Annotated in this window: 16 protein-coding genes; 10 read left to right on the top strand and 6 right to left on the bottom strand. The window is 61.0% G+C overall.

All coding sequences use genetic code 11. The features are described from left to right. The first annotated feature begins 27 nt into the window (after positions 1-27). The gene (locus tag OHL16_RS04675) at positions 28-2,010 is read left to right on the top strand and encodes a DUF3857 domain-containing transglutaminase family protein (RefSeq protein ID WP_263365897.1); all 1,983 of its coding nucleotides are present in this window, start codon (positions 28-30) and stop codon (positions 2,008-2,010) included. A gap of 45 nt (positions 2,011-2,055) precedes the next feature. Further along, a complete protein-coding gene (locus OHL16_RS04670; RefSeq protein ID WP_263365896.1) occupies positions 2,056-4,095 on the top strand; it encodes a DUF3857 domain-containing transglutaminase family protein in 2,040 nt (679 codons plus the stop codon). Here the strand turns inward: OHL16_RS04670 and OHL16_RS04665 are convergent. After that, positions 4,049-5,713, bottom strand: a complete 1,665-nt coding sequence (locus OHL16_RS04665; RefSeq protein WP_263365895.1) for a hypothetical protein — start codon at positions 5,711-5,713, stop codon at positions 4,049-4,051. The genes OHL16_RS04670 and OHL16_RS04665 overlap by 47 nt on opposite strands. Before the next feature lie 220 nt (positions 5,714-5,933). On the opposite strand from OHL16_RS04665, the gene OHL16_RS04660 reads away from it, so the two are divergent. Both OHL16_RS04660 and OHL16_RS04655 read left to right on the top strand, forming a co-directional pair. Beyond that, complete coding sequence (locus OHL16_RS04660; RefSeq protein WP_263365894.1) at positions 5,934-6,950, top strand: lysylphosphatidylglycerol synthase transmembrane domain-containing protein; 1,017 nt, start codon at positions 5,934-5,936, stop codon at positions 6,948-6,950. Between the two features lie 237 nt (positions 6,951-7,187). Continuing rightward, entirely contained in the window at positions 7,188-9,188 is a 2,001-nt protein-coding gene (locus OHL16_RS04655; protein ID WP_263365893.1) for an arginine--tRNA ligase, read from the top strand. 120 nt (positions 9,189-9,308) lie between these two features. On the opposite strand, the gene OHL16_RS04650 is transcribed toward OHL16_RS04655, so the two are convergent. Both OHL16_RS04650 and smpB read right to left on the bottom strand, forming a co-directional pair. Continuing rightward, complete coding sequence (locus OHL16_RS04650; protein WP_263365892.1) at positions 9,309-10,865, bottom strand: leucyl aminopeptidase; 1,557 nt, start codon at positions 10,863-10,865, stop codon at positions 9,309-9,311. Positions 10,866-10,957: 92 nt separating this feature from the next. Continuing rightward, complete coding sequence (gene smpB / locus OHL16_RS04645; protein ID WP_263365891.1) at positions 10,958-11,497, bottom strand: SsrA-binding protein SmpB; 540 nt, start codon at positions 11,495-11,497, stop codon at positions 10,958-10,960. A gap of 296 nt (positions 11,498-11,793) precedes the next feature. Between smpB and OHL16_RS04640 the strand changes: the two genes are divergently transcribed. The 4 genes from OHL16_RS04640 to OHL16_RS04625 all read left to right on the top strand — a co-directional run bounded on the left by OHL16_RS04640 (position 11,794) and on the right by OHL16_RS04625 (position 16,788). Next, a complete protein-coding gene (locus OHL16_RS04640; RefSeq protein WP_263365890.1) occupies positions 11,794-14,193 on the top strand; it encodes a cohesin domain-containing protein in 2,400 nt (799 codons plus the stop codon). A 224-nt stretch (positions 14,194-14,417) separates the two neighbouring features. Continuing rightward, positions 14,418-14,873: a type II secretion system protein gene (locus OHL16_RS04635; protein WP_263365889.1), complete on the top strand. Its 456-nt coding sequence runs from the start codon at positions 14,418-14,420 to the stop codon at positions 14,871-14,873. After that, positions 14,867-15,376 carry a type II secretion system protein gene (locus OHL16_RS04630; protein WP_263365888.1) on the top strand — a complete coding sequence of 170 codons (510 nt, stop codon included), beginning with the start codon at positions 14,867-14,869 and terminating at the stop codon, positions 15,374-15,376. The genes OHL16_RS04635 and OHL16_RS04630 overlap by 7 nt, the downstream gene beginning before the upstream one ends. 119 nt (positions 15,377-15,495) lie before the next feature. Then, entirely contained in the window at positions 15,496-16,788 is a 1,293-nt protein-coding gene (locus tag OHL16_RS04625) for a M48 family metallopeptidase (RefSeq protein WP_263365887.1), read from the top strand. A 42-nt stretch (positions 16,789-16,830) separates the two neighbouring features. On the opposite strand, the gene OHL16_RS04620 is transcribed toward OHL16_RS04625, so the two are convergent. After that, entirely contained in the window at positions 16,831-17,460 is a 630-nt protein-coding gene (locus tag OHL16_RS04620; protein ID WP_263365886.1) for a malonic semialdehyde reductase, read from the bottom strand. Positions 17,461-17,576: 116 nt separating this feature from the next. Here OHL16_RS04620 and queF point away from each other — a divergent pair, with 116 nt between their 5' ends. After that, a complete protein-coding gene (gene queF / locus OHL16_RS04615) occupies positions 17,577-17,999 on the top strand; it encodes a preQ(1) synthase (protein ID WP_263365885.1) in 423 nt (140 codons plus the stop codon). A gap of 502 nt (positions 18,000-18,501) precedes the next feature. After that, the gene (locus tag OHL16_RS04610) at positions 18,502-19,518 is read left to right on the top strand and encodes a methyltransferase family protein (RefSeq protein ID WP_263365884.1); all 1,017 of its coding nucleotides are present in this window, start codon (positions 18,502-18,504) and stop codon (positions 19,516-19,518) included. Positions 19,519-19,600: 82 nt separating this feature from the next. On the opposite strand, the gene OHL16_RS04605 is transcribed toward OHL16_RS04610, so the two are convergent. Continuing rightward, entirely contained in the window at positions 19,601-20,008 is a 408-nt protein-coding gene (locus tag OHL16_RS04605; protein WP_263365883.1) for a c-type cytochrome, read from the bottom strand. Positions 20,009-20,181: 173 nt separating this feature from the next. Next, positions 20,182-20,442, bottom strand: coding sequence for a hypothetical protein (locus OHL16_RS04600; protein WP_263365882.1), 261 nt, complete (start codon positions 20,440-20,442; stop codon positions 20,182-20,184). Positions 20,443-20,510: the final 68 nt, after the last annotated feature.

Here is a 20,510-nt window from a genome sequence, read left to right as displayed (position 1 = left end):
CAGCGAGTTGCGGGCGTAAGGGGCTCCATGAACGGTCGGACTGTTTGTCTTCGAAGGGCTGGGCTCTTCTTCTCTGCCGTACTTTTTCTTCTCACCGACGCATCAGCCTTTGCGGCGAAGGACGGCGCTCCTGATTGGGTGAAGGCCGCCGCGGCGCAGCCCATCCCCACATACTCGCCGGAGATCAACGCCGTCGTTCTGCTCTCCGAGACCACCTACTCCGTCGATCCTGACGGCACTGCCATCGAGCATTACCGCCACGTCCTCAAGATTCTTCGTCCGCAGGGCAGGGAAGACGCCACCGTCAGAGTCTCCTTCGACAAAGGCAGCAAGATTCTCTCGCTGCACATCTGGAGCATCGGTCCCGACCGCCACGAATACGCTCTCAAGGACAAAGAGATCGGCGAGTACGGTTATCCCGGCGGAGGCATTCTCTACGCGGACGAGCAGTACAGGATCGCGAAGGCTCCCGGTGCAGATCCCGGCGGCATCGTCGCCTACGAGTACGAGCAGCGCGTACGCCCCTACGTCAACGAAACCACATGGTTCTTCCAGGGCAGCCTGCCGCACGTCCACCAGACCTTCACGCTCGAACTCCCCGCCGGTTACACCTACACCACCGTCTGGGCGCACCATGACGCGGTCAAGGCGTCTGACCTTGAGCATCAGCGCTGGCGCTGGGAGATGACAGACACCCCGGCGGTCGATCTGCAACACGTCCTTCTGCCCCCATCCTCGCTCGCTCTTGAAGGCCGAATGACCATCCACTATGGTCCGAGCGCCACCTCTGCAGATCAGGGAACATGGAAGGGAATTGGCGAGTGGTACGCACCGCTCGCAAAGGACCGCCTCGCCGCAACGCCCGAGATCGCGGCCAAGGCGAAAGCACTGGTCGGCGACAAGACCGACTTCTACGAGAAGACCGACGCCATCGCCGAGTTTCTGCAGACCCAGATCCGTTATTTCGCCATTGAGATGGGCATCGGAGGCATCCAGCCGCACTACGCCGCCGACATCTTCCATAATCGCTACGGCGATTGCAAGGATAAGGCCACGCTCTTCTCCTCCATGCTCTCGACCGTCGGAATCCATTCGACGCTTGTCATGGTTGACCACCGCCGCGGCGTCGTCGACCCTGAGGATCCCTCCATCGTGGGCGATCACATGATCGCAGCTGTCGAGATCCCGAAGGGGTACAGCTCGCCCAGGCTGCGCAGTGTCGTCACCGCGAAGACCGGCCGCCGCTATCTCATCTACGATCCAACTTCCTCGAAGACCGCCTACGGCCAGCTTGAGCACGAGCTTCAAGGAGGCTATGGTCTTCTGCTGGAGGGGAGCGACAGCGAGATAATTGCGCTGCCCCTGCTCTCGCCGGAACTCAACACCGTCCACCGCACGGCCCATTTCGAACTCAAACCCGACGGCGGGCTCCAGGGCACCATCACCGAGAAGCGATTTGGCGACGTCTCAGAGACCCGTCGTCAGCTCTACACAGCCGGCGACGCGAAGGAGCAGGGCGAGTTCCTCGACCATCTTCTTGAACAGGATTTCACCACCTTCAAAGTCTCCGGCTTCAAGGTCGAGAACGCCGCCTCCCTGAACAAAGACCTCACCACCAGCTTCAGTATCAGCGCTGACCGCTACGCCAGAACGATGGGCCGTCTCCTGATGGTTCGCCCACGCGTGCTGGGCAACATCTTCATCGAGACCGACCATGAGAAGCGCACCCTCCCGATCAATCTCGAGGAGACCCTCCAGGTCAGCGACGATTACGAGATCGCCCTGCCCGGAGGCTACGCCGTCGACGAGATTCCCGACCCAATCAAGCTCGACCTCGGCTTTGCCTCCTATGAGAGCTCAAGCCGCGTCAAGGACAACGTTCTCCACTACACCCGAACCTACACCGTCCGCCAGGTAACGCTTCCCGCCGAAAAGTACGACGACGTGCAGAAGCTCGCCCAGGTCATCGCCACCGACCAACAGAGCCACGCCGTTCTCAAGAAACAGTAGCTCTCGCTTCACAGCATTCCGTATCCAGAGAAGGACATACAACGCATGAAATCCATCAAGGGCCGTACTCTCCTCTACAACCTGCTCCTGATTGTCCTGCTTTCTGCAACTGCCGCTGCATTCTGCGAAGACAAGTGGACGACGCCCACCAAAGAGGAGCTGTCCATGACGTCGCAACCCGAGGTCCCAGGCGCAGCGGCCGTCTATCTCTATCGCGAGGAGATCACCGACGACAAACTCCACATGTGGAGCGTCTATGTCCGGCTCAAGGTGCTTACCGATAAAGGCAAGGACTACGCCAACGTCGAGCTCAGCTATGCCTCAGGGGGCGACGGCAGCGGCACCACCATCGGCGATATCGCCGGACGCACCATCCACCCAGACGGCACCATCATTCCATTCACGGGCAAGCCGTACGAAAAGCTCGTCGGGAAGACGCATGAAGCCAAGTACAAGGCAAAGGTCTTCACTTTGCCCGACGTCGAGGTCGGCAGCATCGTCGAGTACCGCTACACCCGCCGCTACGACGACCACTGGTTCTACGCGCCCAAGTGGTTCATTCAGTCCGATCTCTACACCCGTAAGGCACACTACCTCTGGAAGCCGACCGGCAAGCAACTCGTCAGTAGCGATGAGCGCGGCCAACTCACCAGCAGCATCGCATGGTTCCAGGTGTTGCCTCCCAACACAGAGCTCAAACAGACGCGCCTGCCCGATTCCGGAATGGAAGCAGGTCAGTTGTTCCTGGAGATCAACGCGCATGACATCCCCCCAGCGCCGGAGGAAGAGTACATGCCTCCAACCTCCAGCTTCACCTATCGCGTGCTCTTCTATTACACGCCCTACCGCACCATCGAGGACTACTGGAAGAGTGAGGGCAAGTACTGGTCCAAGCGCCGCGACAAATTCATCGGGCCCGGATCCAGGGTCAACGCAGCCGTCCACGATCTCACCGCGTCCTCCGATACTCCCGACCAGAAGCTCCACAAGCTCTACGCCGCGGTCATGCAGCTTGAGAACACCGACTTCACCCGCGAGCACTCCGCCGCTGAGGAGAAGGCGCAGGGGTTGGGCGCAGTCCACTCCACCGACGACATCCTCGAACGCAAGCGTGGCAGCAGTGACCAGCTGGCCGCACTCTTCGTCGCCATGGCTCGCGCCGCGGGATTGAAGGCCTACCTCATGTCGGTCACGAACCGCGACCACAACATCTTCGCCAAGGCCTACGCCAGCTTCTCGCAGCTCGATGACGACATCGCCATCGTCAACATCGACGGCAAGGATCATTACTTCGATCCCGGCTCGCGCTACTGCCCCTACGGACACCTCGCCTGGAAGCACACCGCCGCCGGCGGCATCCGGCAGACTGATGGCGGAACAGAGATCGCGCTGACTCCCAGCGAACAATACCAGTACTCGCACGTCAAGCGCATCGGTGATCTCGCTATGGACCAGCACGGGTCTGTCAGCGGCACAATAAAGTTCACCTTTACCGGAGATCCTGCGCTCGAGTGGCGGCACCGCGCTCTCTCCGGAGACAACGCAAGCCTCCAGCATGAGTTACGCACCTCCGTCGAAAAGCTGGTACCCGGCGGCATGGAGGTTCACGTCATCACCGTCGATCATCTCGAGGACTATGAGCAGCCCCTGGAGGTCGCCTTTGGCATCAAAGGACCGATCGGAGCTCCTACCGGCAAGCGCCTTCTCATTCCCGCTGACATCTTGATGAGCAACTCCAAGCCGACCTTCCCCCACGAAAAGCGCGAGGTCGCCGTCTACTTCCACTACCCCTACATCGAGCAGGATGCTGTTCGCATCGCCCTTCCTGCCGGAATAAGCCTGGAGTCCGCGCCTGCGGCCGAGAAGTTCCAGTTCCAAAATTTCGCCCTCTACAGTCTTTCAGCGACCACAACGCCAAACAGTGTTCTGATGCACCGAAACTATATCCTTGGCGAGGTTCTCTACATGCCCAAGGAATATCCGGACCTTCGTTCCTTCTATAACCGGATGGAGACCAAGGATCAGGAGAGTGTTGTGCTCATCGCGGAGCCCGCGGCGGCGCCAAAGCCTGTGAGCGGGAACTGATCATTACCGGGCCTGCGGCTCCGGGCAAGCGGCACACCTTCACCGCTTCGTTCGCGTAGTCGCAGGCAAAGCCCGTCACAGCGCTGTCCTCAAGCACCACCCACTCGACTCCCAGCGGCTGCAGCGCGGCGACCCTCTGTGCATCGGTCTCCGCGCTCAGCCTCGCCTGCGCGCTCTCTCCTGCCATCCATTCGCTCGAAAGCGACGGTGTAATCGCCGCCTCGCCGCCATCCTTCGAGTAATCCGGCAGCGCACTCCGCTCGGCTATCGCGCGGAAGCACTGTGCGTCCTCGCCCGGCTTCTCAATATAATCCGCGTCCATCGCCAGCAGCGCATCCTTCGGCGTGTTCTTCCTCACCCACAGAAACGCACGGACCCACGGGTTCTTCTGCGCGTTCAGCGAGGGCACATTCTGCAGCTCCAGATGAGCCGAGTGCGGAAAGGTCTGCCGCTCTGCATACAGCATCACGCCCGCCAGCAGAGCGGACGTCGCCGCCCAGCGAACAGTGCTGCGTCGCAGCAGTCTCTCGCCCACCTCCGCGCCAACGCACACAATCATGACCGCATAAATGATCTGGAACACGCGCAGCGGTTGCAATCGCGCGACAACATGCGTCGCCGCATCCACTCGCGCAAACAGCAGTGCAACAATCACGGCAGAGAGCCCCGCAACGACCGTCATCCTTGCCAGCGCGGCCCTCGCCAGTGTTGTCCTCGCCAGCACCGTTCCTTCCGCGCTCCTTGCCACCAGCGTTATCAACAGCAGCGGAGCCGCCAACCCCACCCACTCATACCAGTGCCACTGGCTTAGAAACCAGTACGTCCGCGTCATCGCCACCAGGAGATACGCCGCGCTCTCCTGCGTTGACAATGCCTGTAGCAGCGCCGCCATCGCCACGGCAGCGGCGCACACCGTAGCTCCCATTCGAACCGCCAGCTCAGCCCTGGCCACAGCCGCCAGCGTAACCATGCAGCTCAGCGCATAGGCCGCCATCAGAGGATGCATCGCCGCGGCAACAAGAAGAGCGCCGCCGCACAGGCCTATTCCGCGCCATCGCCGGCTTTGCCTCTCGTCCTCGGGCAACAGGAGATCGAGCGCGCCCACCACCGCCAGCAGCGTGCACGGCGTCGAGATCGAGCGCGCCGTCACGTAGGGGTCCATCAGCATCAGCGATGTGCCCGCCACCGGCAACGTCAGCCACACAGCCAGCAGGGCCACGGCGCCCGTCCGCGCAGTCCGGCTTGAATAGCAACGCGCCGCAAGCCGCCATCCTGCAAGCAGAGTCAGCCAGAAGCATGCAACGTAGAGCAGAAACAGCAACGCCTCCAGACTCATCCGCGAATGCCGAACCATCCACGCCACAACCGGCGCGAAGGCTGAGAAGCGCAGATGCTCCACGACGAACGCAGTCTCATGCGGATACATCCCCGGGTCCAGCAGGCGCTTGACTCCCGCCAGATAAAGCCCGCCATCTTCCGCGTAAGGATGATACCCATGGACTGCGACAGCCATGCAGCTCAACCCAGTCACCAGCGCGACGGCATAGCCGCGCTCCTGGCGCTGCGTCTCTTCTTGTTCTGTCTCTGTAACAACGGGTACTACAACGGTGGTCGCCAAATGCGGGGTGCCCTCTGCCGCCAGCTTCTGCGGCCTCGTTTCAGACTCTCATCCCTTGAGATGAGGTAACCGCCGAGGCGACGCCCAGGTCGGGTTTCGTTGCAGGTACAGACGGACGAATTGTTCCAACAGACTCAACAGTCGCAAAGATACAATAAAAATTCATGGTTCCTTGTTTCCCAACTTCTTCCGCACACATCGCAGGTCTTCGCAGGCCTGCATGAGCGCTTCCAGCAAACGCAATCTCGTCAAAACAATTCCGGGCCTTCTCGTCAGCGCCTTCTTTCTCTGGTACACCTTCAAGGGCATCTCCTTCTCGCAGATTCGCGCCCTTCGCTTCACGCATCCGGCCTGGATCGCGGGCGTCCTCGCCTTTACCTGTGCCAGCTACACGCTGCGCTGCGTCCGTTGGACACGTATGATGCGGTCCACTCGCGCCGGCTTCGGCGTCTGCGCGCGTGTCCTGATGACCTCGCTCGCAGCCAACAACATCCTCCCCTTCCGCATCGGGGATATCATGCGCGTCTTCACCTACTCCGGCGACCTCGGCGCATCGCCATCCGTCATCCTCAGCACGGTCATTCTTGAGAAGCTGCTCGACATCTTCATCCTCGTTCTTCTCTTCGTCGTCTTCATGGGACCCGGCGTGAACCCTCACTCGCGCGTCGTCGCCGAATCGCTCCTGGGAATCTCCACAGTCGGTCTGCTCGTCATGCTCCTGGGAGCGCGAACGCTCGAGCCTCTGCTCCGAAAACTTTTCGCATATCTTCCTGCCAACCCCACCCTGGCCCCGAAGTTGCAAAAAATCGAGCACTGGGTTCTGCTCGCGCTCGACTGCATCCGCCAGATCGGAATCCTCGGCTCGCTTTTGCTGCTCGTGCAATCGGCGGTCATCTGGGTATGCGAGGGCATGATCTTCGTCTCCTCCGCGCGTCTCATTGGCCTTGCGGTCGATCGCATCGGCCCCTGGCAGGGCGTCTCAGTCGCCAATCTCTCTTACCTCATTCCCAGCTCGCCCGGAGCCATCGGAACCTTCGAGTGGGCCGTCAAGACCTCGCTCGTCAGCCACGGCGCGCTCAAGCCTCAGTCCGCCCTCTTCAGCCTCGCGCTCCACGCCTGGCTCCTCATCTCCGTTACCGGAGCAGGCGGGCTCATCTTCCTCATCCACCGCATCCGGATCCACAACCACACGCCGCTGCTCGAAGAGATTGAGACCCTCCCCACCGAACTCCCGTAAGGCTTCGAGCGGGCGCCGTGTCAATGCGCAAAATTTAGAGAATGCCATCCTGAGCGGAACCTATGGCAGTTTTATCGCCATAGGCGCAGTCGAAGGATCTGCTGTTTGTCCGGAGCGCCCGCCTTTTCAAGGAAACTTGAGACCGCGAATATGTCGATTAACCCTGAACCTCAACTCCCAGCGCCTCACGTAAACTGAAACCAGCTCCAAATCCAGAAAAATCGGTGAATCCGAAGCATGTACCGCACAGTTCAGCAGACCCTTCTGGCCCGCATTCAGGCCATTCTTCTCGCCAGGTATGAAATCACGCTCACGCAACTTGCCGTCGAGCAGCCGCCCAGCATCTCCCTCGGAGAACTCGCCCTGCCCGTCGCGTTCGAACTGGCCAAGCGCCTCCGTAAGGCCCCGCGCGCCATCGCCACCGAGCTGGCTGCTGAGCTCACGGCGGTTCTGCCCGAAATGCCGGGCATTGCCTCCGTCGAAGTCGCCGGCGCCGGCTATCTGAACATCCGCCTCGACCGCGCCGCTATCGCCCGCCGCGTCGCCGCCGACGAGCATGCCCAGATCGGCGGCCCCGGCTTCCGCCTCGTCGAGCACACCAGCATCAACCCCAACAAGGCCGCGCACATCGGCCACCTCCGCAACGCCATCCTCGGCGACACCTTCCAGCGCCTCCTCCGCCCCGACGCCTACAAGCGCGGCTACGAAGTCGGCGTGCAGAACTACATCGACAACACCGGCGTCCAGGTCGCCGACGTCGTCGTCGGACTCATGCAGCTCGAAGGCAAGACCCTCGCCACCACGCGCGAGCTCCTCGATTCACTCAAAGCAAAAGGCGAGCGCATCGACTTCTACTGCTGGGACCTCTACGCCCGCGTTTCCCAGTGGTACACCGCCGACCCCGACCAGGCCGCCGCACGCAAGCAGGTCCGCCTCGACACCCTCCACGCCATCGAGGCCGGAGGCAACGACACCGCCGAGATCGCCGACCTCATCGCCACCGCCGTCCTTCGCCGTCACCTCGAGACCATGCAGCGTCTCAGCATCGAGTACGATTTTCTCCCCCGCGAGAGCGAGATCCTCCACCTCCACTTCTGGGATGCGGCACGCCAGCTGATGATCGAAAAAGGCGTCCTTTACCTCGAGACCGAGGGCAAGAACAAGGGCTGCTACGTCATGCGCCGCGCTGGAGCAGAGGAGCAGGGAGACGGCCCCGACGAGGACGCCAAAGTCATCGTCCGCTCCAACGGTACCATCACGTACGTCGGCAAGGACATCGCCTACCACCTCTGGAAGTTCGGCCTGCTCCCCGGCAAAGACTTCGGCTACTCAAAGTTTCACGAGTACCCGAATCACATGTGCTGGATCTCGACCGTCGACGGCGAGAATCCGCACCCCACCTTCGGCAAGGCCGACGCCATCTACAACGTCATCGACTCGCGCCAGAACGACCCGCAGACACAGGTCGTCCAGGCCCTCCGCGGCATGGGCTTCACGCACGCAGCCGACAACTACACCCACTTCAGCTACGAGATGGTCGCCCTCACCCCTCGCTGCGCCATCGAGCTCGGCTACGCCGTCAGCGAAGAAGACCAGAAGCGGGCCTTCATCGAGGTCAGCGGCCGCAAGGGCTTCGGCGTTAAGGCCGACGACCTCCTCGACCAGCTCATCGCGGCCGCGCGCGCCGAGGTCGACACCCGCCACCCTGACCTCACCGACGCCGAGCGCCAGACCATCGCCTCACAGATCGGTGTAGGCGCGCTGCGCTACTTCATGCTGCGCTTCACCCGCAACACCGTCATCGCCTTCGACTTCAAGGACGCCCTCAGCTTCGAAGGCGAGACCGGCCCCTACGTCCAGTACGCCATCGTCCGCGCCGCCAACATCTTCCGCAAGGCCAGCACCACCGCCGAAGCCTCACTCGCCGCGTTCGCCAGCGTCGATCTCACCGGCCAGCTCGACACCGAAGAGGGAACCACGCTCTGGGAGACCTGGCTGCTCGTCTCCAAGCTCACCCTACTGATCGAGCAGTCGATCGTCACCTCCGAGCCTGCCTACCTCGCCAAGTACGCCTTCCAGCTCGCGCAGCAGTTCAACAACTTCTACCACCGCCACCACATCCTGCACGAGACCGACCCCAACCGCAAAGCATTCTTCCTCGCAACCGCCGCCGTAGCCCAGCGCGAGATGATCCGCGCCCTCGGCTATCTCGGCATCGAAGCGCCAGAACGAATGTAACCAAATCCGTCACAAACAAAAGCGACCAAGGATCTTCGCGGATCAGAACGGATAGCAACCTGAAAAGGTCTCAAATCCGCGCTCCATCCGCGAAAATCCGCGGTCGCAGTCTTTAGCCGTCTAACCGTCGAAGCGCCGCACCCACTCCACAATCGACCGCACCGCGATGCCGCTAGGTCCCTTCGGGAGCCACGGCTTCTGCTCCTCGTTCCACGCGCACCCTGCAATGTCCAGGTGCACCCACGGCGTATCCTCGACGAACTCCTTGAGGAACATCGCTGCTGTGATCGCGCCGCCCCATCGCGATCCACCCGTGTTCATGATGTCCGCAATCTGGCTCTTGATCTGTTCTTTGTAGTCGTCGGTGCAGGGAAGCCTCCAGAACTTCTCCCCCGAAACCTTCATGGCTTCCTCGAACTTCCCCCACGTGGCCTCGTCGTTCGAGAACACTCCGGCATTGATCATTCCCAGCGCGACAACGCACGCTCCCGTCAGTGTTGCCGCGTTGATCAGGTGCGTACATCCCAGCGTCTTCGCATAGTGCAGCCCATCGGCCAGCACCAGCCTGCCTTCGGCATCCGTGTTCAGAATCTCAATCGTCTTGCCCGACATCGCCGTGACCACATCGCCAGGCTTGAACGCCTTGCCATCCGGCATATTCTCCGCCGAGCACACCACCGCAATCACCTTCACCTTCGGCTTCAGTTGCGCGATCGCGCGCATCGCGCCGATCATCGCCCCTGCGCCGGCCATGTCGTACTTCATCTTATCCATGCCATCGGGTGGTTTGAGCGAGATGCCGCCCGTGTCGAACGTAATTCCTTTGCCCACTAGGCCCAGCACCGGAGCGTCCTGCGGCAGCGACTCCCCCTTCTCCAACTTCGGCTCATACGTCATCACGATCAGTGCCGGCGGCTGGGCCGAACCCTTGGCCACGGCCCAGAACGCGCCCATCTTCAGTTCGTGCAGCTTCTCTGTCGAGAACACCTCGCAGTCCAGGCCAACCTCCTCGCACATCGCGGCGGCTCGACTGCCCAGCTCGGTAGGGGTCAGAACATTGCCGGGCTCGTTCACCAGCGCCCGCGTAAAGTTCTGCGCGCCGGCGATGATCAGCCCTTCTTCGAATCCCTTCTGAATCTCCTCTGTTGTCGTCTTCTCTGTCTCCCTTGCAATCAGCGTCAGTGACGCGACGGACATATCCTGCCGGTCGCTCTTGTACGTGTCCCAGTCGCGCTCTGCCAACTCTGCGCCCTCCACCAGTGACCGCGCCGTCAGCGTGCAGGGCAGCGCCTCCAGATGCTCGTCCGAGAGCGCATGGTCTTCAGGAAACGCGACCGCCATCTCTCGAACATTACGCGGCTTGGCCGCCCGCACCGCGGCACCTGCGCCCTTGCGAACCTCGTTCACCGAAAGCGATTTCGCCTTGCCCAGTCCAACAATCAGCAGTCGCTGCGCCTTCAACCCATCCGGGGCATGCAGCAGCAGCGTCTCACCCAGCGACGCCTTGAACTCGCCCGACGCCAGCACCTTCGACGCCGCATCCGTGATCGCATCCGAAGTGGCCAGCAGCACCGGAAGTGCATCCGCGTCCTTGCCTACCGAGACATCCACGGCGAACACAGCCAACAGGGGTATGGCAAAGCCAGCCGCATCTTGAAAAATGAGCTTCGTATCCATGTTTCTATCGTAGCGCGAGACTGCCGGCTCGCCATCTACAACGAAAGATGTGCGCAGCCATCGCTAACATTTCATTACGAAGAAATCTGAGCCTACCGGCGCTGGCTCCGCGCCACCGCGGCCTTCGCCTCTCGGTCCGCCTCGCGCTTCCGCTCCGTCTCGCGCTTGTCCCAGTCCTGCTTGCCCTTCGCCAGCGCCAACTCGCACTTCACCCTGCCGTTGCGAAAGTAAAGGCGCGTCGGGATCAGCGTGAAGCCCTTCTGGCGTGTCTGTGCCTCAAGCTTACGCAGCTCGTTCTTATGGAGCAGCAGCTTCCGCGTGCGCAGCGAGTCGTGGTTCATCGTGTTGCCGTGCGAGAAAGCCCCTATGTGCGCGTTCAGCAGAAAGCATTCGCCGTCCTTCAGCAGTCCATAGGAGTCCTTCAGGTTTGCCTTGCCCTCGCGGATCGACTTCACTTCCGTGCCCCGCAGAGCCACTCCGGCCTCGAATCGGTCCGTCAGGAAGTAGTTATGGCTGGCCGCGCGGTTCACTGCCGCGTCCCGCTGTCCCGTCGCCACCGGGTCGCGGTCCTTGGCCTTCGCCGGGGATTTCGACGTGTGGGCGGCCGTCGGATTGGAGAGCATACGAGGCATGAACTTCCTACTTTAACATGGCGAAAAAGTGTTATCTCACCCGCAAGCTGCCTGCGCGTCTAACCCCTGTAGCCGGTGCTGGACCGGTTTCACCGCGTCTTATGGAACCAGCACAGGATCCCCAAACTGTAGCCCTTTCTGGAGTTTATCTTCTGCCTTGGATGCTATACTCACCCGAGCGCTACAGGCTGGCAGGCATTCGAGCGACAGGCCACAACCTGCGGTCGTCATCATCGGGGCAGGCGGGCCCTCGGGCATACCTCACCTCTCCAAATAAGGACGAAAACGGAAGCAGAATGGATCGCGGCAACATAGTCTTCACCACACGATCGTCGGGCGCCTTCCGGGCGCTTCCACTGCTCTTCCTTCTGGCGGCGCTCTTCGCGGTCTCCCCGTCGGCCCGAGCTCAGTCAGCCAACACCTGGGCCAAGCGCGGCCTGGACGCCGAGGCCCGTCACGACTACGACACCGCCTTCGAAGACTATCGTCAGGCCGCCCTCAAGAAGCCCAAGGACTTGCGCTACAGGACCCACGTCGAGCGGGTCAGGTTTCTCGCTGCCGCAAGTCACGTTGACCGCGGACGTATCCTCAAGCAGAGCGGCGACATGAACGGCGCTGTCGCCGAGTTTACCCGGGCCATTCAGATCGACCCCTCCAACCAGACCGCACAGCAGGAGATTGACGTCATCCAGAAGCAGATGGCCGCTCCGCCTAGCGCGGCCATAGGGCACGGCGGACATGAGGACGTGATCAAGGAAATCAGCACCGTCGCCGGCCCCGTCGAGCTCAAGCCGGTCTCCAACGAGCCCATCACTCTCCACGCCGTCGAAGATGTCAAGAACATCTATCAGGCTATCGGCAAAGCTGCCGGCCTCAACGTCCTCTTCGACCCCGAATACAGCTCCAAGCGTATTCCCGTCGATCTCACCAACGTCACCCTCTCCGACGCGCTGCGAATCGTCGGAACCATCGCCGGAACCTTCTATAAGCCCGTAACTTCCAACACTATCTTTGTCGCACAGAACACGCGCACCAAGCGTACCGACCTCGACGCGCAGGCTGTTCAGACCTTTTATCTCACCAACGCAGCCCAGCAGCAGGATGCTAACGAGGTCCTTACCGCTATCCGCAACGTGCTTGATCCAACCATCAAGATCACCCTCGTCGCCAGCCAGAGCGCCATCATCATCCGCGCCACGCCTGACCAGCTTCTCCTCGCCGAGAAGCTCATCAACGATCTCGACCGCTCCCGCCCCGAGGTCGTCGTCGACGTCGCGATCCTTGAGGTCAATCGCGACACGGTGCGCAACCTCGGCATCACCCTGCCGCAGTCGTTCACCGTCACCCCACAGGCATCACCCAGTACGACGACCACCAGCAGCTCAGGCACCACCACGGGCGGCACCAGTTCTCCCTCCAACTTCACCCTCAACACTCTGGCCAACATCAACGCCACCAACTTCGCGGTCACCATCCCACCCGCCACGCTCAACGCGCTCCTCAACGACACCGACACCCGCATCCTCCAGAACCCGCGCATCCGGGCCACCGATGGCCAGCGAGCCCAGCTCAAAATCGGATCGAAGATTCCCATCGCCACCGGTTCGTACAGCTCTACACTCTCCGCTACCGCCAGCCTCGGCGTGCAGACCCAGTTCACGTACCTTGATGTCGGTGTCAACATCGACATGACGCCTACCGTGCACTACGACCGCGACATCACTCTCAAGTTGAAGGTAGAAGACCTTTCGGAGACCGGATCCGTCACCATCAGCGGCGTCACTGAGCCCATCATCGGCCAGCGCTCGGTCGAGCAGGTCATTCAGCTCAAGGAGGGGGAGCCCAGCGTCCTCGCCGGCATCCTTATCCAGCAGGACAACAAGACCGTCAGCGGAACTCCTGGAATCGGTGAGCTGCCATTCTTCAAGTACCTCTTCGCTACACAGAACAGGGAGCGCCAGCAGAATGAGATCGTCTTCCTGCTGATCCCCCACATCGTCCGCGAGTCGATCCTCACCCGCCTCAACACCCGCGCCATCGACACTGGCACTGGTCAGGCGGTTGAACTTCACCGCGATCTCTCACTCGGGGCCGCCGATCTCGTTCCGCTCGGCCCAGCGCGGACTCAGCCGATCGGCGAGCCCACCACCGCGGCCAATGCAGCCGATGCCGCCGTCCAGCAGATGAAGCAGCAGGCCGCCCCGCCAACTCCCCCTGAGCCGGGAGCGAAGCCTTCTCAGCCTGCCCCGACTCCGGCGCAACCTCAGGTCCAGCCCGCAGGTCCGCCCGTCAGCTTCTCCGTCGTCCCGCCCGCTGGCAACCAGGCGGTCGGCGGCACCTTCCAGGTCTCCGTCAACCTCGCTAATGGGCGTGACATCTTCTCTGTTCCGATCCAGCTCCAGTTCAATCCCGCCGTCCTCCAGCTCGTCAATGTGGACGCCGGGGAACTTCTCGCGCGTGACGGACAGGCGGTCTCCATCGTCCATCGTGATGAGGGCAACGGTCTGGTCACCATCGCCACCTCGCGGCCGCCCAACGTTGCCGGCATCACCGGGCAGGGAAGCGTAGCCACGCTCACCTTCAAGGCCATTGCAGCGGGCGATTCCAACCTGGCCCTCTCCAGAGTCGGCGCCATCAACAGCGCCCAGACCAATCTTCCCGCCGTCGGTTCGGCGGCCGTGGTGCATGTGAAATGATTAGGTCGAACAATCCGGCAAGCACGCTACTTAGACCAGTGCGAAGCCCGCAAGCTGTTTCAGACCCAAATCTGTCACTTCGACATCTGTCATATCGACCGGACTCCGAGCGGAGTCGAGAGAGGCGGAGCGGAGAAACCCGCTTTTCTACCACGGCTCTCTGGGGTCAAACCAACGCAGAGTCCAGCTCGGGTGCCCCATCCTTTGCGGCTTCATCGCAAGGGGTGGGATCCACCAACCCCGAGTCCGGCCTCACACTCGTAGAGCTCATCATCACCATCACCATCGTCGCCGTCCTGGCCACTGCCGCCATCCCCATAGCACGCTTCCAGGTCAAGCGCGAGAAGGAACGCGAGCTTCGCCGCGATCTCTGGGAGATGCGCTCTGCAATCGACAAGTACAAGGACGCAGCCGATAAAGGAGGCTTTCAGATCAAGGCCGACTCCCTCGGCTATCCTCCCGATCTCGAAACCCTCGTCAACGGCGTCGAAGTCCAAGGAAAGAAGGTCAAGTTCCTCCGCAGGATCCCCACCGATCCCATGACCGGCAACACCGACTGGGGCCTCCGGTCCAACCAGGACGACCCCGACTCCGACTCCTTCGGAGGCCAAAACGTCTTCGACGTCCATACCAAGAGCACCGGAACCGCCCTCGACGGAACAAAATACTCAACATGGTAGCCACGGTCACATCCCGCAATTCCGACCGTGTCATCCTGAGCGGAGGCGGCGCAGCCGCCGTAGTCGAAGGATCTGCTTCTCTTCCGCAAAAGCCCGGGTGCACGGAGGAAGCCAGGCGTTCCGAACACGGCTTCACCCTGCTCGAACTGATGATCGTCATGGTCGTCATCGGCCTTCTCGCGGCCATCGCCGTCCCGTCCTATACGAACAACATTCGCCACGCCCGCGAGGCCGTCCTCCGCGAGGACCTCCACACGATGCGCAGCGCCATCGACTCCTACACCGTCGACAAGCAGAAGGCCCCCCAGTCCCTCGACGACCTCGTTCAGGCCGGCTACCTCAAGTCCATGCCAGTCGACCCCTTTACCCACCGCTCCGACACCTGGGTTCCCGCCCAGAGCGAACTGCTCAGCACCACCGACCAGACCGAGCCCGGCATCGATGACGTCCACTCCGGCTCCCAACAAACCGGCTCCGACGGTACTAACTACTCAACCTGGTGAGGGTTCAGGGGCCTGATCCCTGAGCCCTTCCCACCGCTCACCAAACAAGCGCATACTAAGTCCAACACGGTTAGGGTTGCGTCTATTTGTGCGGAAGCAGCTCTTCCGGAGGAGACCTTATGCGTCCCGCAGCTCAGCTCGGCCTGGCCACTCTCATCGTCCTCTCGGCAGTTGCCTTCGCTCAGACGCAGACCCCGGCGAATCAGACCCCTCCCGCGCCCCCATCCGCCCAGGCGCCGGCCAACACCCCCTCTGACACCACGCAGGCCAAGGACTCCGAGACAAAGCAGCCGACCCCAGACGACACCAAGGCGACCTCCGACAGCGCCCAGACTAGCGCCCAGGCAAGTGACGACACGAAGGCAGCGGCCACCGATACCAGCAGCACCGGCCCCGGCAAAGCCAAGCACAACACAAAGAACGCCGCCAGCAAGAAGACCGACTCCCTCCCGTCCCCCGGCGAAGACCTCAATCCGCACATCAAGGCGGGCAGCGAAGATGACGTCAACGCCGTCGGAAACCGCAACATAGGCGGCCGCGGCATCGGCAACTGGTACTCCACCGACTGGGAGATCCGCAACGGCAAGGCCTACTCGATGGAGATCGAGAAGTCCGCGCACATGATCACCGATCCCGTTATCGCCGAGTACGTCAACCGCATCGGTCAGAACATCGTCAAAAACTCCGACTGCAAGGTCCCCTTCACCATCAAGATCATCGACTCTGACGAGATCAACGCCATGGCGCTCCCCGGCGGATTCTTCTACGTCAACTCCGGCCTCATCATGGCCGCCGATGAAGAGGCTGAGCTCGCCGGCGTCATGGCCCACGAGACCGCCCACGTCTGCGCCCACCACGCCGCGCGCCAGATGACCAAACTCAACTACGCGCAGATCGGCTCCATCCCGCTCATCATCTTCACCCAGGGCACATGGACCGGCTACGGCATCTACGAGGCCACCCAGCTCGCCGTCCCCATCGCCTTCCTCAAGTTCTCCCGCGTCGACGAAGCCGAGGCCGACTGGCTCGGTCTCCAGTACATGTACAAGGCCGGCTACGATCCTCAGGCCTTCATTCAGTTCTTTGAGAAGATCGACGCACTCGAGAAGCACAAGCCTGGCACGCTCTCCAAGGTCTTCGCCGACCACCCCCAGACCCCTGACCGCATCGCCCACTCCGAGGACGAGATCGCGACCATCCTCCCCGCCAAGCCCGACTACATCGTCTCCACCTCCGAGTTTGACGACGTCAAGGCCCGCCTCGCCCGCATCGAGAACAAGCGCAAGCTCAACGACAAGGGCAAGGACAACAAGCCCACCCTGCGCCGCGTAGGCGGAGGCAGCAACGACCCCAACAACCCAAACAACCCCTCCAACACTGACGATCGCCCAACCCTCGGCCGCCGCGAATAGCGGCCGCAACTAAGGCCTCACCGTTACAGGCTCGGAACACAGCTAGAGCAAGGTACACGCCTCGCCAAACTCGAGGCGCGGACTCCTCGCGTGTAGCTTGGAACTGTCACCATAGCCGAGGTTGCATAAGAAATTCGACTTCACATGGCCTTCCGGAAAGAACTCCTCCTCGCACTCTTCGCATTTGCCGGAACCGAAGAACTCTTCATCTACCTTGAAACTATCGAAGCCGGACATCGGCCCGCAATCTAATCCCAGCGCGCGAGCCGCCAGCATCATGTACGCCCCCTGCAATGACGAATTTCTCTTGGCCGTGCTTTCGATCAGCTGAGGATTGTTCGCGAATACTTCCCGCATCCCAGGATTGTGCGGAAACAGCTTCGGAAGTTTTTCATAGAACTTCAGATCGTAAGCAACGATAGCTGTCACCGGCGCAGCCATAGTCTTCTCCACGTTGCCGGGCGACAGCGCCGGTCGAAGTCTTTCTTTTGCTTCGCGCGAACGAAGGAAGATCAAACGTGCAGGACAACAATTCGCACTCGTCGGAGCCCACTTCATCACGTCATACAGTTGACGAAGGACGTCATCTGCCACTGGCTTAGCCAGCCATGCAGAATGTGTATGTGCTTCGCGAAATAAAGTATCGAGAGCCTCATCACTTACCCTGTTCATGTGCCCTGCCTCCAGTCTCTGCAGTCTCGCTAGGGCAATCCATCATGCCTGCCCCTGACACCGCCATTGTGAAACGCTAGCGGCCGATTCTAGACCCAACCGGCTAAAATAGTCATATGACCACCAAGCACACCACCGGCTACACCGACGACCACGCCGCAGCCGGTTTAGACACAAAGTTCCCCGAGATTGAAACCTGGCCCAACCAGTTCAAGTCCTACGAGATCCTCGTCGACGACCCCGAGTTCACCAGCGTCTGCCCCAAAACCGGCCTCCCCGACTTCGGCCGCCTCACCATCCGCTACATGCCCCGCGAGCGCTGCATGGAGCTCAAGTCCCTCAAGGAATACCTCTTCACCTACCGCAACCTCGGCATCTTCCAGGAGAACATCGTCAACCAGGTCCTCGACGACGTCGTCAAAGCCACCGACCCCGTCTGGGCCAAGGTCGTCGGCGACTTCCGCCCCCGCGGCGGAATCTCGACCATCGTCGAAGCCTTCTATCCCCGCCCGAAGGATTCCAAAGGCCCCCGCGGCTGACGCATCCCAACTGAAATTTGCGCCGGAATAGAGCAGACTACAGGTTCAACCTGTGTCTCCGCTCCACGTCGAGGAAATTTATGTTGATTCTCGGACTCCGGCTCTGCTCTCCTTCAGGTTTCAGAGGGCTACACGATCAAAGCCCCGTATCGTGGATCGAACTGAGCCTGAAATCCTCTGCGTGCCCAGTGGAGCGCGAGCCGCAGGAGCCACTGTCTACGCCGGCTCCACATACCGGAAAGGCCTGTGCTTGTGGCTCTTCCAGAAGTAAGCCAGGATGATCACACTCGCAACAGCCGCATAGGCGCACCACAATGAGGTGTAAATCCACGCAAATCGCGACCCCGCGTTAAAGCAGTCTCTGAATTCCAGCTAACCGCATATAATCGCGTGCGACACTCTCTCCAGAACCATCCGGGCCAGCTTGATTCACGGGCTACGTTGAGCGAATCCACAGAAATCAGTCATTTGCGCTGACCTGACCAACCCACGGGAGGAATCCATGGCCACCGTAGTCCCGCATCAACCGCCCACTCCAGAGCGCTTCTTCAACGCCATTAACGCCTATGAGCAGACCGAGGCAATGAAGACCGCCGTTGAGCTGGAGCTCTTCACAGCCATCGCCGAAGGCAACACCACTGCCGCAACCATTGCGAAGCGCTGCCAGGCCTCCGAACGCGGCGTGCGCACCTTGTGCGATTTCTTAACCATTCACGGCTTCCTCGCCAAGGAAGGAACGCAGTACTCTCTAGCACCGGATTCAGATGTATTCCTCAACAAAAAATCGCCGGCATATATCGGCACCGCCGTTGAGTTTTTGCTCACCCCGCGCCTGCGCGAAGGCCACGCGCGCCTGACCGAGGCCGTGCGTCGGGGAGGCACCGCGCTCGGCGAAGGAACCTTGGAGCCCGAAAATCCCGACTGGGTCAAGTTTGCTCAGGCCATGATGCCGCTCATGTATATGCCCGCCGAGATCATGGCCGCCGAACTCCGCAAAGGCGGCGAGGCGCACAAAGTTCTCGACATCGCCGCCAGTCACGGCATCTTCGGAATCTCCGTAGCAAAGCAGAACCCTGCCGCACACATCTACGCAGCCGATTGGAGAAATGTCCTCGAAGTCGCAGCGAAAAACGCGCAGGCAATGGGTGTCGCCGATCGCTACCACCTGCTCCCCGGCAGCGCCTTCGAGACTGATTTCGGCAGCGGTTACGATCTGGTGTTGGTCCCCAACTTCCTGCACCATTTTGATCTGCCCACCTGCGCCGCATTGATGCGCAAGGTGCATGCTGCGCTAAAGCCAGGCGGCCGAGCCGCAATTGCCGAATTCGTTCCCAATCCTGATCGCGTCTCGCCGCCCAGCGCAGCCGCCTTCAGTATGATGATGCTGACCACGACCCCCGCCGGCGACGCCTACACCTTCGCAGAACTCGAGAGCGTCTCGAAAACTGCCGGCTTCGCCCGAGTCGAACTAGCGCCACCAGAGATCGGCCTCGACCGCCTCGTCATCGCATACCGGTGATTCCTGACTGCCCCCGCGTCATCCCGACCGGAGTGGAGGGATCCGCTTCTTTATCCACGGAAGCCGATGGTGCGCGATTCTTTTACTTCTTGGCAAACGACCGCACCAGGATCACCATGTTCCAGACATCTTCCGGATTCGCGCGGGCCACCTCTTCCGCGGGCATTTGGCCTTTACCGTTCCTGATGATGTAGAAGAGCTCTCCGTCCGTAAAGTCTTTCAGAGCTGCCGGATCCGTGTAGTCCTTCATCTTGAGCTTCAGATCGCCAACGAGATCACCTTTACCATCGCCGTTTACTCCGTGGCACATGGCACAGTCGTATCCGAAAATCTTTTTGGCGTGGGCTTGTGATTCGGGAGTCGGCTTTACCGGATTGACCATCTTAGCAGCTTCAGCAGGAATAACCGTCTGGGCCGGGTCAGCAGCCTGTTGCTGTGGCGAGAGTGCAAAGAGAAACAGTGTGCAAGAGACGAACAAAGGCTTCAACATGCGAGCCTCCTCTATTGCCGAGCGAAATATTATGCCTCTGACGCTCCAATAGGAAGTCTTATCTTTAGGCGGCGTCAGTTCGGCAAACGGATTGGCTGACGGCGGGCAACCCCAGCACGATCCGTCGCTTATGACGTGCCGTAAAAAAACAAGTCCAACCGGCTGAACGCCAATCACCCTCGAGGTGCCGACTCCTTGACCACAAGCCGGCCGACGGTCAACTCGCCGACGCTTATTCTCTCGATGCGGCCGCTGCGTATCGCGAGCTTCCGAACGGCGAGCGCGCCGACAGCCAACGCGCCAACAGCCAAAGCGCCGACAGCAACCGTACCAATAGCCAGGGCACCAGCGGCGGTGGCTCCAAGAGCCAGACCACCGCGCACGATTCTCTTCCTTACAGCTCTGTATCGACTCATCCTGTTCTCGCTATCCATTGAATCCTCCATGCCGAGATGGTGGTGAATCAACTCCCCCAATATTCTGAGCGAGCGACACTTATCTT

Source organism: Edaphobacter bradus (assembly GCF_025685645.1).
In the GTDB taxonomy this organism is placed as follows: domain Bacteria; phylum Acidobacteriota; class Terriglobia; order Terriglobales; family Acidobacteriaceae; genus Edaphobacter; species Edaphobacter bradus.
This window is presented reverse-complemented; position numbering and strand designations above follow the sequence as displayed.

Coding starts and splice junctions, on each gene's coding strand:
- OHL16_RS04620 (WP_263365886.1), bottom strand. CDS start 17,460: ATGAACAGGGTAAGTGATGAGGCTCTCGATACTTTATTTCGCGAAGCA.
- OHL16_RS04650 (WP_263365892.1), bottom strand. CDS start 10,865: ATGGATACGAAGCTCATTTTTCAAGATGCGGCTGGCTTTGCCATACCC.
- OHL16_RS04625 (WP_263365887.1), top strand. CDS start 15,496: ATGCGTCCCGCAGCTCAGCTCGGCCTGGCCACTCTCATCGTCCTCTCG.
- OHL16_RS04610 (WP_263365884.1), top strand. CDS start 18,502: ATGGCCACCGTAGTCCCGCATCAACCGCCCACTCCAGAGCGCTTCTTC.
- OHL16_RS04675 (WP_263365897.1), top strand. CDS start 28: ATGAACGGTCGGACTGTTTGTCTTCGAAGGGCTGGGCTCTTCTTCTCT.
- OHL16_RS04670 (WP_263365896.1), top strand. CDS start 2,056: ATGAAATCCATCAAGGGCCGTACTCTCCTCTACAACCTGCTCCTGATT.
- smpB (WP_263365891.1), bottom strand. CDS start 11,497: ATGCCTCGTATGCTCTCCAATCCGACGGCCGCCCACACGTCGAAATCC.
- OHL16_RS04640 (WP_263365890.1), top strand. CDS start 11,794: ATGGATCGCGGCAACATAGTCTTCACCACACGATCGTCGGGCGCCTTC.
- OHL16_RS04605 (WP_263365883.1), bottom strand. CDS start 20,008: ATGTTGAAGCCTTTGTTCGTCTCTTGCACACTGTTTCTCTTTGCACTC.
- OHL16_RS04660 (WP_263365894.1), top strand. CDS start 5,934: ATGAGCGCTTCCAGCAAACGCAATCTCGTCAAAACAATTCCGGGCCTT.
- OHL16_RS04655 (WP_263365893.1), top strand. CDS start 7,188: ATGTACCGCACAGTTCAGCAGACCCTTCTGGCCCGCATTCAGGCCATT.
- OHL16_RS04600 (WP_263365882.1), bottom strand. CDS start 20,442: ATGGATAGCGAGAACAGGATGAGTCGATACAGAGCTGTAAGGAAGAGA.
- OHL16_RS04630 (WP_263365888.1), top strand. CDS start 14,867: ATGGTAGCCACGGTCACATCCCGCAATTCCGACCGTGTCATCCTGAGC.
- queF (WP_263365885.1), top strand. CDS start 17,577: ATGACCACCAAGCACACCACCGGCTACACCGACGACCACGCCGCAGCC.